The sequence below is a fragment of the Pseudomonas sp. ES1 genome (assembly GCF_050586605.1).
GTDB lineage: Bacteria > Pseudomonadota > Gammaproteobacteria > Pseudomonadales > Pseudomonadaceae > Aquipseudomonas > Aquipseudomonas sichuanensis.
Window position 1 is genome coordinate 38,194 of sequence record NZ_JBOBDM010000050.1, and the last position, 13,058, is coordinate 51,251.

General features: G+C 66.2%; 12 protein-coding genes and 1 pseudogene. 6 read left to right on the top strand and 7 right to left on the bottom strand.

Features of this window, described 5'->3' with window-relative positions:
- Positions 1–37 precede the first annotated feature (37 nt).
- A complete protein-coding gene (locus ACQ4N9_RS19780) occupies positions 38–1,525 on the bottom strand; it encodes a methylenetetrahydrofolate reductase C-terminal domain-containing protein (protein WP_390966912.1) in 1,488 nt (495 codons plus the stop codon).
- Between the two features lie 319 nt (positions 1,526–1,844).
- Between ACQ4N9_RS19780 and ACQ4N9_RS19785 the strand changes: the two are divergent.
- Both ACQ4N9_RS19785 and ACQ4N9_RS19790 read left to right on the top strand, forming a co-directional pair.
- Positions 1,845–2,909: pseudogene (locus tag ACQ4N9_RS19785) on the top strand (5-methyltetrahydropteroyltriglutamate--homocysteine S-methyltransferase); the annotation flags it as partial.
- Positions 2,910–2,970: 61 nt separating this feature from the next.
- Complete coding sequence (locus tag ACQ4N9_RS19790) at positions 2,971–3,495, top strand: histidine phosphatase family protein (protein WP_390966914.1); 525 nt, start codon at positions 2,971–2,973, stop codon at positions 3,493–3,495.
- Between the two features lie 139 nt (positions 3,496–3,634).
- On the opposite strand, the gene ACQ4N9_RS19795 is transcribed toward ACQ4N9_RS19790, so the two are convergent.
- Complete coding sequence (locus ACQ4N9_RS19795) at positions 3,635–4,591, bottom strand: arsenic resistance protein (RefSeq protein WP_390966916.1); 957 nt, start codon at positions 4,589–4,591, stop codon at positions 3,635–3,637.
- A gap of 76 nt (positions 4,592–4,667) precedes the next feature.
- Between ACQ4N9_RS19795 and ACQ4N9_RS19800 the strand changes: the two genes are divergently transcribed.
- The gene (locus tag ACQ4N9_RS19800) at positions 4,668–5,375 is read left to right on the top strand and encodes an SDR family NAD(P)-dependent oxidoreductase (RefSeq protein WP_390966918.1); all 708 of its coding nucleotides are present in this window, start codon (positions 4,668–4,670) and stop codon (positions 5,373–5,375) included.
- Positions 5,376–5,562: 187 nt separating this feature from the next.
- On the opposite strand, the gene ACQ4N9_RS19805 is transcribed toward ACQ4N9_RS19800, so the two are convergent.
- The gene (locus tag ACQ4N9_RS19805) at positions 5,563–6,741 is read right to left on the bottom strand and encodes an acetyl-CoA C-acetyltransferase (protein ID WP_390966920.1); all 1,179 of its coding nucleotides are present in this window, start codon (positions 6,739–6,741) and stop codon (positions 5,563–5,565) included.
- A 198-nt stretch (positions 6,742–6,939) separates the two neighbouring features.
- Here ACQ4N9_RS19805 and ACQ4N9_RS19810 point away from each other — a divergent pair, with 198 nt between their 5' ends.
- Both ACQ4N9_RS19810 and ACQ4N9_RS19815 read left to right on the top strand, forming a co-directional pair.
- Positions 6,940–7,209: a PepSY domain-containing protein gene (locus tag ACQ4N9_RS19810; RefSeq protein ID WP_125462616.1), complete on the top strand. Its 270-nt coding sequence runs from the start codon at positions 6,940–6,942 to the stop codon at positions 7,207–7,209.
- Positions 7,206–7,739, top strand: coding sequence for a cytochrome b/b6 domain-containing protein (locus ACQ4N9_RS19815; RefSeq protein ID WP_390966922.1), 534 nt, complete (start codon positions 7,206–7,208; stop codon positions 7,737–7,739). The genes ACQ4N9_RS19810 and ACQ4N9_RS19815 overlap by 4 nt, the downstream gene beginning before the upstream one ends.
- A 117-nt stretch (positions 7,740–7,856) precedes the next feature.
- Here ACQ4N9_RS19815 and ACQ4N9_RS19820 read toward each other — a convergent pair whose 3' ends face one another.
- Genes ACQ4N9_RS19820 through ACQ4N9_RS19835 form a run of 4 tightly spaced genes read right to left on the bottom strand, consistent with a single transcriptional unit; the run spans position 7,857 to position 12,025 of the window.
- Complete coding sequence (locus ACQ4N9_RS19820; RefSeq protein ID WP_390966924.1) at positions 7,857–8,975, bottom strand: agmatine deiminase family protein; 1,119 nt, start codon at positions 8,973–8,975, stop codon at positions 7,857–7,859.
- Between the two features lie 4 nt (positions 8,976–8,979).
- The gene (locus ACQ4N9_RS19825) at positions 8,980–10,074 is read right to left on the bottom strand and encodes an extracellular solute-binding protein (protein WP_390966926.1); all 1,095 of its coding nucleotides are present in this window, start codon (positions 10,072–10,074) and stop codon (positions 8,980–8,982) included.
- Positions 10,075–10,076: 2 nt separating this feature from the next.
- Positions 10,077–10,973: an N-carbamoylputrescine amidase gene (aguB, locus tag ACQ4N9_RS19830; protein ID WP_258644834.1), complete on the bottom strand. Its 897-nt coding sequence runs from the start codon at positions 10,971–10,973 to the stop codon at positions 10,077–10,079.
- Positions 10,970–12,025, bottom strand: a complete 1,056-nt coding sequence (locus ACQ4N9_RS19835; RefSeq protein ID WP_390966928.1) for an agmatine deiminase family protein — start codon at positions 12,023–12,025, stop codon at positions 10,970–10,972. Before ACQ4N9_RS19835 ends, aguB begins: the two co-directional genes overlap by 4 nt.
- Before the next feature lie 134 nt (positions 12,026–12,159).
- Here ACQ4N9_RS19835 and ACQ4N9_RS19840 point away from each other — a divergent pair, with 134 nt between their 5' ends.
- Entirely contained in the window at positions 12,160–13,008 is an 849-nt protein-coding gene (locus ACQ4N9_RS19840) for a LysR substrate-binding domain-containing protein (RefSeq protein WP_347150999.1), read from the top strand.
- Positions 13,009–13,058: the final 50 nt, after the last annotated feature.

Genomic DNA, 13,058 nt, shown 5'->3' on the forward strand with positions numbered 1-13,058 from the left:
GGCCGGTTAGATTAACGACGGGCGTGGCAGAGGCCCATTACTCGTTGAACTCTGGGGTCGTATCTGGCCGCAAGGAGTGCGTTCGCAAAGCATCAGCCTCGAACCACACCGGCCACGAACTGCGATGTCGGTCCTGCACCTGCACACAGGGGATCAACCGCTCGCGCAACACCTCGGCCCGCCCCACACTCACCGCCAGCCGGTACTTGGCGCTGTGCACGCACTCGCGGTCGCCAAACTCGCAGCGGTCCAGGTTCGTCCCGCCGCAGGGCCCGTTCGCCAGCCCTTTGGGGCAGGTCTCGGGGCAGATGTACAGGGTGTCCTCCAGGCGGCAACTGCCGCAGGTATCGCAGCCCACCATCGGCCGTTTGATGCGCCGTTCCAGCTGGTGCAGCCATTGCGCTGCCGTCGGGTTGCGCCATAGCGGCCGGGTCACGGCCCAACCAAAGGCTTTGCTCAGAGGCGTGGTGCGGCTGAACAGTTGATGGTGCATCGCTGTCAGCAGGTGGTAACGGGCTTTCTCTTTTTTCGACGCGGTGATCTGCCGTTGCCCGAGGCGCCAGGCGTGCCCGGGCGGGTGGAAGGTGACGGCGGGCAGGCCAGGCTCCTGCCAGGCCGCATGCCAGGCGGGCTTCCAATCCTGGAGCGTCGTGAACAGCGGTTGCAGTTCGTTGATTGCCTGCTCCAGCGCTTCGAACTGGGCGACATCATGAATGCCCGACAGGTGCACGCCGGCATAGCCCATCAACTTCAGGCCGACCACTTGCAAGGCCAGGCGCTGGTTGGCGCGGTCCTTGGCGTACTGCTTGGACACCGCGGTTTCTGCCGCCAACACTGCGCGCATCGACGGCGTAACGGTCACACCGGCGACGTGCTCGAGCATGCCGGCGCGGCCTTCGGTCAGCGCCATGATGCAGGTCATCAGCGGTTTCGGCCGGGGCTGACGCTGCATCCAGTCGTAGGCTTCCTGGTGTTTTTCGATGTCGAAACCCAGCTGCAGGATGAACAGGTCGGCCCCCGCGGCCAGTTTCTTCTCGGCCTTGAAATACTGCGCGCCGCCTTCGGCTTCCTGGTACTTGAACGGGTTGAGTGCGGCGGCCAACAGCCAGTGCGGGCGGGCCTGGCGCACGATCTGCAGCGCGGCGACGGATTCGAGGTAGCGCACCGGGCGCTGGCCTGGGGTGTGGCCGGGCAGGCGGTCGCCGGTGAGCACCAGCAACTGGTCCAGGCCGGCGGCGTCCATGCGTTGCAGCTGGGCGAGCAGGTCGCGGCGTTCGCGGTCCTTGCCCGAGAAGTGCAGCAGGGCGGGGACGGGTTCGGCCAGGCTGGCGAAGGCGTCCAGCGGCGACATGTCCAGGGCGCTGCCGACGCGGTCGCCGATGGCCACGGTCAGGGGCCAGCCGCACAGCTGGGTGCGGGCCATGAGGGTGTCCAGCGTGGCGAAACGCTCGGCGGAAGGCTTGGGGACGAACTCGAGGATGCAGGCGAAGGCGTTGGCGTCCAGGGTCGTTTTCAGCAGGCTCATGGTGTGCGGGCTACCGGGTTTGGGCAGGGTGGCAGTGTGAAGCAGATTGGTGCGCGGGGCATGTCTGGTTGCGCGGGGGAGTGTGTTGTTTGAGACATTCGGGGTTGATCCCAATGGCCTCATCGCCGGCAAGCCGGCTCCCACAGGGGCCTCGCAGACCTTGTGGGAGCTGGCTTGCCAGCGATAGGGCCATCAAGGCATGACCTGGCATAGGATCATGAGCAAATCTTGATTTCATCTCAAATTTTATGAGTTTGTCTCACTTCTTCAGCCCCAGCAAAATGCCCTCATTCAATTTCAAGCATCTAGGGACACGAACATGGCACTGGCACACAACCTGGGCTCTTCCTGCATCGGCCGCGACCCTGAGCTCAAGCAAGCCCAGGCGGCGTTCTGCAAGGGCGAGCTGGACGAGGCCGGTCTGCGTGCCGTGGCCCGTGGCCTGCGCGCCGCGCATTGGCAGGCGCAGAAGGCCGCCGGCATCGAGCTGCTGCCGGTCGGCGACTTTGCCTGGCATGACCAAGTGCTGACCCACTCGCTGACCTTCGGCGTGATAAACGCCAAGGACGGTGCCAAGCCGACGCTGCAAACCCTGTTCGCCGTAGCCCAGGATGCGACCCAGTGGTTCGACACCAACGAGCACTACCTGGCCCCCGAATTCACCGCCGACCAGCAATTCGCCCTGAACTGGGAGCAGTTGTTCGAGGAGGTCGAAGAAGCCAAGGCCCTGGGCCATGCGGTCAAGCCGGTGCTGATCGGCCCGCTGACCTACCTGTGGCTGGGCAAGGCCAAGGGCGAGCAATTCGACAAGCTGGACCTGCTCGACCGCCTGCTGCCGATCTACGACCAGGTCTTGAACCGCCTGGCGGCACAGGGTGCGGAATGGGTGCAGATCGACGAGCCAATCCTGGCCCTGGAGTTGCCGCAGGACTGGAAGAACGCCTACGAGCGAACCTACAACATCCTCCAGCGCGCCCCGCTGAAAAAGCTGATCGCCACCTACTTCGGTGGCCTGGACGCCAACCTCGGCCTGGCCGCCAACCTGCCGGTCGATGGCCTGCACGTCGACCTGGTGCGCGCCCCGGAGCAGCTCCCGGCTCTCCTCGACCGCCTGCCGGCCTACAAGGTGCTGTCGCTGGGCGTGGTCGACGGCCATCAGGCTGGGCAAGGCGAGCTGGAGCAGGCGCTGGATGTGCTGCGCCATGCCCACGAGCGTCTGGGTGATCGGCTGTGGGTCGCGCCGTCGTGTTCGTTGCTGCACAGCCCGGTGGAACACGATGATGAACTGAACAGTGGGCTGGCTTTCGCCGTGCAGAAGTGCCAGGACGTGGCCATGCTGGCCAAAGCCCTTGACCAGCTCGAAGCCACCCGGCTGTGCGCTGCGTAGCAGCCCCGCGATCATTCAGGCAACATCGCAGGTTCCATTGCGACCAGAACGGCCTGCCATGAAGCCCACCCACCTGACCCTGATCTGCCACGCCCGCACCGAAGCGCAGCGGGTAGGGCGCTTTGCCCTGGATGACGAGCCCCTGCTTGAAACACCAGGGCCGCTGGGTGAGTTATCCACAGCCGCCCGCTACCTGAGTGCCCCTGAGCTACGCGCCCGGCAGACTGCCGAGGGCCTGGCCGTGACGGTTGATGAAGGCTTGCGCGACTGCGACCTGGGCAGTTGGAAAGGCATGCCGCTCAAGCAACTGGACGAGCAGGCGCTGCAGTTGTGGCTCAGCGACCCGCAGGCGGCACCCCATGGTGGCGAATCAATCGCTGCGCTGTGCCAGCGCGTCGCCCAGTGGATGGACAGTGCCCTGGCCGAGGGTGAGTGGATCGCCATCACCCATCCCTTTGTCATCCGCGCCGCGATGTTGCATGCGCTGGGGGCGTCGCTGGAGTCCTTTCAGCGCATTGATGTACCGCCTTTGGCCCGTGTGCGCTTCAGCCACTACGGCCAGTGGCGGCTACAGCTGAGTTGACGGTATTAACGCTGGGGCCGCTTCGCGCCCCTTTCGCCGGCAAGCCGGCTCCCACATTCAATCCCTGTGGGAGCTGGCTTGCCAGCGAAAGGGCTGCGAAGCGGCCCCAGCGAACTCGAATTGAGCGAAGTTACAGACCCTACCGCCGCACCAACGCCGGCACCACGCGGATATAAATCAGTTCACTGACCAACTCCACCAGCGTCTGGGTAATCACCGCCGCCGCCGCCAGCGCACGGATCGGCTCCGGCAGCGCCAACGCCAACGGCAACACCACCAGCGAATTACGCGTGGCGGCACTGAAGGTCACCGCCCGCGCCTCACCTGTGGATAACCGCAGCAGCCGCGCCGCCGCCCACCCCAGCACCGGTGCCAGCAATGCAAAGCCGACATACACCGGCAGCACCGGCAGCAACTCATCCAACCGCCCGACCACCACGCCAATCTGCGAACCGATCACCGCGATCAGCACCAACGCCATGGCCGGCACCGGCATCCACGCCCAGGCGTCGTTCCAGCGCGCAATCAGCGGCGAGCGCCGGGCCCCGCTGCTGGTGGCCACGGCCAGCAACAGCGGCAGCACGATCAGCAGCACGAAGGCCTCCACGAACGGCGCCACCGAGATATCCACCTGCTGGGCGCCACCGAGCATCAGCGCCAGATACAGCGGCAACAGTGCCAGTTGCACCAGCAACAGCACCGGCGTGGCGGCCAGGGTCAGGCGCGACTCGCCCTTGCCCAGGTGGGTGAACACCACCACGTAGTCGATGCAGGGTGTCAGCAGCACCAGCAGGGCGCCGACCAGCACGGCAGGGTGGTCAACCAAGCCACGGGTACCGGCCCACACCAGCAGCGGCACCAGCACGAAGTTGGCCAGCAGCAGCGCGCCCATGAAGCGCCGGTTGCCAAGCCCGGCGCGTAGGTCGAGAAAGGGAATCTGCAGGAACATCGCATACATCAGCACGGCGATTGCCGGGGTCACCAGCAGCTCCAGGGGCCGAGCCGCCGCAGGCGCCAGCAGGCCGACGGCGGCGGCCAGCACCACGGCGATGAAATAAACGGGGATCTGCTGGCGTTCGAGTTGCTCTCTGTCCACGGGCGTCCTGGCATTTGCGACTGAATTACGGGATGGGGCAGGGTACTATCTGGCGCAAACCATAGGGAGTGATTCGATGCGAATTCTAGTGGTGGGTGCGAGCAAGGGATTGGGCAAGGCACTGGTCGAGGGCCTGGGCCAGGCGGGCGATACGCTGATCGGTGTGTCGCGTACCCGGCCTGAAGCGCTGCCGGCGGCGGTACGCTGGATCGAGGCCGACCTCGGCCAGCCGCGCCAGGCTGCTGCGGCGATCCACGAGGCGGTCGCCGGGGAGGGGCTGGACGTATTGGTGTACAACGTCGGGATCTGGGAAACGCGGGCGTTCGAGGACGGCTACAGCTTCCTCGACGATGACGATGGGCAGATCGAACGCATGGTCGCCACCAACCTCACGGCGCCGTTGCTGTTGATCAAACGTTTGTTGCCGGTGCTGCTCAACAGCGCGCGGCCACGGATCATCCTCACGGGGTCGACCTCGGCGCTGCCGGGGAGCGGGCGGCCAGAGGTCACCTTCGGTGCCAGCAAGTTCGGCTTGCGCGGCATTGCCGAAACCTTGCGCGAAGGGTTCCGCGAGCAGGGGTTGGGGGTGAGTTGCCTGAACCTGGGCTACCTCAATACCGAGGACGGGCTGGATGTGCCGTTGGCCCAGGCCGAGCAGCGCGGTGAAGGTTCGCTGATCCCGCTGCACGATGTGGTGCAGGTGTGCCGGATGATGTTGAGCCTGTCCGCTGCCAGCTATGTGCGTGACATCACCTTGCCGGCGCTGCGCGATGAGCGGTTCTGAGCTGGCCTGCATCGGCGAACTGCGGCGGCACAGGGGTGGCGCATAGCTTGAGATTATGCGGTCTGGAGGAAGGTTCCTCCTGTGCCGGCCTCATCGCTGGCAAGCCAGCTCCCACAGTGATTGCGCGACTTTCACGGTCAACGTGGTACCTGTGGGAGCCGGCTTGCCGGCGATGAGGCCCTCGGGCTTACCGCTCGATCGCCAACGCCACACCCTGCCCACCACCGATACACAGGGTGGCCAGGCCTTTCTTGGCATCGCGCTTGATCATTTCATGCAGCAAGGTCACCAGCACCCGGCAGCCCGACGCACCAATCGGGTGGCCCAGGGCAATGGCGCCGCCGTTGACGTTGACCTTGGTCGCATCCCACTCCAGCTGCTTGCCCACCGCCAGCGCCTGGGCGGCAAAGGCTTCGTTGGCCTCGATCAGGTCCAGCTCGCCCAGCTGCCAGCCGGCCTTGGCCAGGCAACGCTGGGTGGCCGACACCGGGCCGATGCCCATGATCGCCGGGTCCACGCCGGCACTGGCGTAGGCGGCAATCTTGGCCAGCACCGGCAGGCCCAGGGCCTTGGCTTTGCTGGCGCTCATCAGCAGCACCGCGGCGGCGCCGTCGTTGAGGCTGGAGGCGTTGCCGGCGGTGACACTGCCGTCTTTCTTGAACGCGGCGCGCAGCTTGCCGAGGGACTCGGCGGTAGTGCCGGCGCGGGGTTGCTCGTCGGTGTCGAACACCAGCGGCTCGCCTTTTTTCTGCGGGATCTGGATCGGGGTGATCTCATCCTTGAAGCGCCCGGCCTCGATGGCGGCCACGGCCTTGCGCTGCGACTCGGCGGCGAAGGCGTCCTGCTGCTCGCGGGTGAGGCCGTACTTGTCCACCAGGTTCTCGGCGGTGATGCCCATGTGGTAGTCGTTGAAGGCATCCCACAGGCCGTCGCTGATCATGCTGTCGACCAACTGGCCATGGCCCATGCGTTGGCCGGTGCGGGCCGAGGGCAGCACGTAGGGCGCCAGGCTCATGTTCTCCTGGCCGCCGGCGATAACGACTTCAGCGTCGCCGCAGCGGATGGCCTGGGCGGCCAGGTGCAGGGCCTTGAGGCCCGAGCCGCAGACTTTGTTCAGGGTCAGTGCCGGCACTTCATAGGGCAGGCCAGCCTTGACCGCGGCCTGGCGGGCGGGGTTCTGCCCGGCGCCGGCGGTGAGCACCTGGCCGAGGATCACTTCGTCGACCTGGGCCGGGTCCAGCTGGGTCTGGGCCAACAACTGGCGGATCACCGCAGCGCCCAGTTCGACGGCGGACAGGTTGGCCAGCGCCCCCTGGAAACTGCCGATGGCAGTGCGGGTGGCGGCGACGATGACGACTTCGTTCATTGTTGTTCTCCGGGGTACGCTCATGATCGCCACAGCATCCCTGCCGGGTGCTGATTTGGGAAGTTTGTTTTTCTTTGCCATTGATCCGAAATTCAAATGAATAAACGGCGGCGGGCCACGCCTGCGCGGCGCCGCAACTAAGCTTGGCGTCAGCTTCGGGGGGAGCGTTTACCAACCACCAGAGCGGAGCCTTTTGCCATGCGCTACTCAGTGATTGCCATCACCCTGCTGCTCGCCAGCGCCAACACCTTTGCCAAGACCGAATGCACCACGGCCGACCGCAGCACCTGGCAGGATGCCGACAAGTTCCAGGCCCAGCTCAAGGAGCAGGGCTACAAGATCAACAAATTCCAGATCACCAAGGGCAACTGCTACGAGATCTACGGCTTCGACAAGGACGGGCGCAAGGTCGAGATCTACCACGACCCGGTCACCGGCAAGGCGGTCAAGAGCGAGGTGCATGAGTGATCGCCAGCGTGCGCCTGTGGGACCCGTTGCTGAGGTTGTGCCACTGGTCCCTGGCGCTGGTGTTCTTTGCCGATTACTTCTTCAACGAGGCCGGTGACGACTGGCACCAGTGGCTGGGCTACTACGCCGGTGCCTGCCTGGTGTTGCGCATTGGCTGGGGGTTTGTCGGGCCGCGCAGTGCGCGCTGGAAGGACTTCTGGCCCACGCGGGCGCGGTTGAAGGCGCATGCGCTGGCGCTTTGGCGCGGCGAGCGCTTTCATCGCATGGGGCATACGCCGATAGGCGCGCTGGTGATGGTGCTGATGATGACCGGCATCGCCAGCCTGGGCGTGACCGGCTGGATGATGCTGGAGGTGGATGCCCTGTGGGGCGCCGAATGGCTGGAGACGCTGCACAGTTGGCTGGCCGACGCGGTGCTGGCGCTGGTGGGCGTGCACCTGCTGGCGGCGCTGGTGGAGAGTGTGCGCTTGCGGGAGAACCTGCCGTTGTCGATGGTGACCGGGCGGCGACGGTCTTCCGACGAGTCGTGAAAGAGGGGCCGCTTTGCGGCCCAATCGCCGGCAAGCCGGCTCCCACAGGGAATCACTCGGGCATGTGGGAGCCGGCTTGCCGGCGATTGGGCTGCAAAGCAGCCCCTAAGGTTGCATCTACACCGCCGGGCACTGGTTGGTCACGCAGTGAATCCCACCCCCTCCCGCCGCAATCGCATCGATATCCAGCTGCACCACCGTGCGCCCCGGATACAACTGCACCAGCAACGCCCGGGCCTTCTCATCGGCACTGCGATCACCAAACTGCGGCGCAATCACCGCGCCATTGATCACGAAGTAGTTGATGTACCCCGCGGCAAAGTCCGGGTTGCCCTTGCTGAACTTGTTGCTGCGCGGTTTCAACGGCGGCGACATCGTGTGCACCTGCAACTTGCGCCCATCGGCGTCGGTGGCGTTCTGCAGAATCTCCAGGTGTTTGCGGGTCACCGCGTTGTCGTAGGAATCCGGGTCGTTGTCCAGGTTCGCCACCACCACGCCGGGCGCCGCGAAGCGCGCATAGAAGTCCACGTGGGCATCGGTGATGTCCTTGCCCTTGATGCCCGGCAGCCAGATGATCTTGCGCAGCCCCAGGCGCGCCTTCAGCTCCTCTTCGACCTCGGCTTTGCTCCAGTCGGGGTTGCGGTTGCGGTTGATCCAGCTGCTCTCGGTCATGATCCCGGTGCCGTGGCCGTCCACCTCGATGCCGCCGCCTTCGCCCACCAGCTCGCTGCGCTGGTACTGGGCGCCGGCCAGCTTGGCCACGCGCGCCGCCAGCTTGGCGTCGTAGCGGTGCTGCTGCTTGCCGCCCCAACCGTTGAAGTTGAAGTCCACCGCGCCCAGCGCGCCATCGTCGTCCAGCACCAGGTTGGCGCCGATGTCGCGCATCCAGATGTCGTCCAGCTCGGTTTCGACATAGGTGATGTTGTGGCTGCCGCACTCTTGCTCGGCGATATCGCGCTCGCTGGCGCGGCAGAACACCGTCACCGGCTGGTAGGCGGCGATGGCCCGGGCGATACGGCCCAGCGCGGCCTGCACGTCTTCGGTGAAGTCTTCCCAGATGGCGTCCTGGGCGCCGAAGGCGATGTAGGCGCACTGCTGTTTTTCACCCTCGTCGGGCATGAACCAGCGGCCGGCCTCGGCGGCGCGGGCGCTGCCCAGGGGCAGGCCGAAGCTGGCGGCGGCGCTGACGCCTGCGACCACGCTGAGCTGTTGAAGGAAGGTGCGGCGAGTGGGCATGGGGTCAGTCCTGTGCAGTCTTGAAACGGGTCCAGACACGCATGCGCGCACGCATGTCGGCCTGGGGGATGTCCTTGCCGGGGATCAGCCGGGCGTAGGCGGCTTCGTCCAGATAGATATCGGGGTTGTCGCGCAGCCGGGCGTCCACCAGTGGGCGCGCCTTGGCGCTGGAGGTGGGGTAGCCGGTGGTGCTGCTGATCGCGGCCATGTTTTCCGGGCGCATGACGAAGTTGATGAAACGATAGGCGTACTCGGGGTGTTTGGCGTCGGCAGGGATGGCCATGGTGTCCATCCACACCGTGGTGCCTTCGCGGGGCACGCGGTACTGGAAGTCGATGGCCTTGCCGGCGGCTTCGGCGGTGCGCTGGGCCTGGATCACGTCGCCGCTGTAGCCCAGTGACAGGCAGATGTTCTGGTTGACCAGCTCGGTCACCGGTTGCGACTGCAGCTTCTTCACATAGGGGCGGATGCCCTTGAGCAGTTCGCTGGCGGCGGCCAGGTCTTCGCGTTTGGCGCTGCGCGGTTCGCGGCCCAGGTAGTGCAGCACCACGGCCAGCACTTCGTCGGGCGAGTCGATCATCGAGATGCCGCAGTCGGCGAACTTGGCCGCCAGCTCCGGCTTGAACAGCAGGTCGAGGCTGTTCAGCGGGGCGTCGGGCATGCGCTCGCGGATCTTCTTCGCATCCATGGTCAGGCCGATGGTGCCCCAGGTGTAGGGCACGGTGGCCTGGCTGGCCTTGGGGTACTGGTCGTGCAGCTTGCGCAGGCTGGGGTCGATGTCGTCCAGCGCGGTCAGCTGGCTGCGGTCCAGCTTCTGCAGGCTGCCGGCGCGCATCAGCCGCTCGGCCACGGTGTCGCCGGGGAACACCAGGTCGTAGCCGCTGCGCCCGGACATCAGCTTGGCCTCCAGCACCTCGCTGCCGTCCATGACGTCGTAGATCACCGGGATACCGGTTTCGGCGGTGAAGCGCTTGAGCGTGTCTTCGGCGAAATAGTCGGCCCAGTTGTACAGGCGCAAGGCGTCCTGCTCGGCCTGGGCGATACCGGCGCAGGCCAGCAGCGCGGCGATGGCCAGCAGTTGTGATGGACGGCGTGGCATGGTCAGGCCCTCTCGGTGTGTGGTGTGCGGCCGTCGAGGGTCATCAACGGCGCGTACAGGTCGGGGCGGCGGTCGCGGTACACGCCCCAGCTCAGGCGGTCCTCGCGCATCTGCGCCAGGTCCAGGTCGTGTAGCCACACGCCACTGCTGGCGCGGTCGGCTTCGGCGAGCAGGGCGCCCTTGTGGTCGCAGATGAACGACGAGCCGTAGAAGCGCATCGACAGGCTGCTGTCACTTTTTGCCACTTCCTCGCCGACCCGGTTGGCGGCCACCACCGGCAGCAGGTTGGCGGCGGCGTGGCCGCGCATGGCGATTTGCCAATGATCGCGCGAATCGAGCCCGGCGGCGCCTGGCTCGGAGCCGATGGCAGTGGGGAACAGCAGCACTTCGGCGCCCATCAGCGCCAGGCAGCGGGCGGTCTCGGGGAACCACTGGTCCCAGCAGATGCCGATGCCCAGGCGGCCGAAGGCGGTGTCCCAGACCTTGAAGCCGGTGTCGCCGGGGCTGAAGTACTCCTTCTCCTGGTAACCGATGGCGTTGGGGATATGGCTCTTGCGGTACACCCCCAGCAGCGTGCCGTCGGCGTCGGCCACGGTCAGCGAGTTGAAGAAGGCGTTGCCGGCGCGCTCGTACCAGCTCAGCGGCAGCACCACGCCCAGCTCCTTGGCCAGGGCGGCGAAGCGGCGCAGCAGCGGGCTGTCGTGGTAGTCCTCGGCCAGGGCCTGGTGGCTGTGGCACTGCTCGATGCAGAAGTACGGCGTGGCGAACAGCTCCTGCAACAGGATCACCTGGGCGCCATCGGCGGCGGCCTGGCGCACCAGTTGCTCGGCACGGTCGAGGTTGCCGGGCACATCCCAGCTGCAGGCCATCTGGGTGGTGGCGATGCGCAGGGTGCTCATGGGCGTGCTCCTTGCAGCGGCCAGGCCGGCTGCTGCTGGGTGATGCAGTGGATGCCGCCGCCGCCGTGGGCGATATGGTCGATGCGCACCGGCACCACTTCGCGGCCGGGGAAGGCGTGGGCGAGCTGATTGGCGGCGGCCTGGTCGGCGTCGATGCCGTAGGCCGGCATGATCACCGCGCCATTGGCCAGGTAGAAGTTGGTGTAGGAGGCGCAGAACACCTCGGCGTCGGTGTCCACGGCCGCGGTGGCCTCGTACAGGTCGAGCAGCTCGAACTTACGGCCCTGGGCGTCGCTGGCCAGCTCCAGCGCACGGCGGTTCTCGCGGACCACCTCGGCGTACACCGAATCCTTGTCATGGGTGGCATCCACCAGCAGCACGCCGGGGCGGGCGAAGGCGCACACGCCGTCGACATGGCCGTCGGTCATGTCACCGGTCACGTACTGCGGGTCGCCCGGCAGCCAGATGGTCTTGCGGATGCCCAGCAGGCGGGCGAAGCAATCCTCGAATTCGGCCTTGCTCAGGCCTGGGTTGCGATTGGGGTTGAGCAGCACCGATTCGGTGGTGATCAGGGTGCCTTCACCGTCCACATGGATGGCGCCGCCTTCGTTGCACAGCGGGGTGCTGAAGCCTTCCAGGCCGAGCTGGTCGAGGATGCGCCGGGCCAGGCTGCGGTCCTTGCCGTGTTCGGACTTGTTGCCCCAGGCGTTGAAGCGCCAGCTCAGGCCGGCCACGCCTTGCTGCGGGTGCAGCAGGAAGCTTGGCCCGCTGTCGCGGCACCAGCTGTCGTCGACGGCCAGTTCGATCAGCTCGATGCCGGCGCCGCACAGCTCGCGGGCGGTGGCCATGGCGGACGGGTCCACCACCATTTTCACCGGCTCGAAGCGGGCGATGGCGGCGGCCACCCGGGCGTAGTCGCGCTGCACGTCGGCCAGGGTCACGCCCCAGCCCGATTCCCATAGCGGTTGGTTGTGCGGCCAGATCATCCAGGTGGCGGCGTGGCGGGCCCATTCGGCAGGCATGCGCCAGCCGCTGTCGTGGGACAGGGTCATAGTGAACTCCGATCTATTAGGGATTGTTATCAACGAAGCCCGCCGTCGCGGGTGTTGGTGCCAATGTTATGGCTGGGAAGTTGGGGCGACAAACGATAGATTTAGCGTATTTCTGATCAGTCAGGCTTATCAGCATGCTCAAACACTGGCCCCCGCTCAATGCCCTGCGCGGTTTCGAAGCCGCTGCCCGCCTGGGCAGTTTCCACAAGGCCGCCGAGGCCCTGAACCTCACCCAGTCGGCGATCAGCCAGCAGATTCGCAGCCTGGAAAGCTACCTGGAGCAACCACTGTTCCACCGCACCGGGCGCAGCGTCAGCCTTACCGATGCCGGGCATGATCTGCTCAGCACCACCCAGACCTTGCTGCAGCAACTGGCGGTGGGCATCCGCCGGCTGGACCAGTACCGCAAGCCCAACCAGCTGGTGGTCAACACCACCCCGGCGTTCGCCCGGCACTGGCTGCTGCCGCGCCTGGCGGACTTTCACCAGCGCTATCCAGAAGTGGACCTGTGGCTGTTCACCAGCTTCGAGGTGCCGGACATGGCCAGCGAGACCATCGACCTGGCGATCCGCGATGACATCGGGGCCCAGGCTGAATGCAGCTTCAGTGTGCTGCACCAGGACCTGCTGTACCCGGCCTGCCACCCGGACCTGGCCGCGCAGGGGCGCACCACCTTGCATGGCGAGCGGGAAATGGACTGGAGCCACTGGCAGGTCGAAGGCGGCGAGGATGTCGGGCAGCAGGGCAAGGGGCTGAATTTTTCCGACCCGGGGTTGCTGCTGGAGGCGGCGGGCGAGGGGTTGGGGATTGCCCTGGTCAGCCAGCTGCTGGCGCAGCGGTTGGTGGCGCAGGGGCAGTTGCAGGCGTTGTCTGCCCAGCGCGTGCGTGGGCCGGCGTGGAGTTGCCTGGTGCATCGCGACAGCCAGGATGACCCGCAGGCACGGCGGTTTCTGGAGTGGTTGAAGGTGGCGTTGGCAGGTTGATCGGGGTTACCTGTTGCGGCCCTCCCTCTTGTACACCCACCCCCCCCACT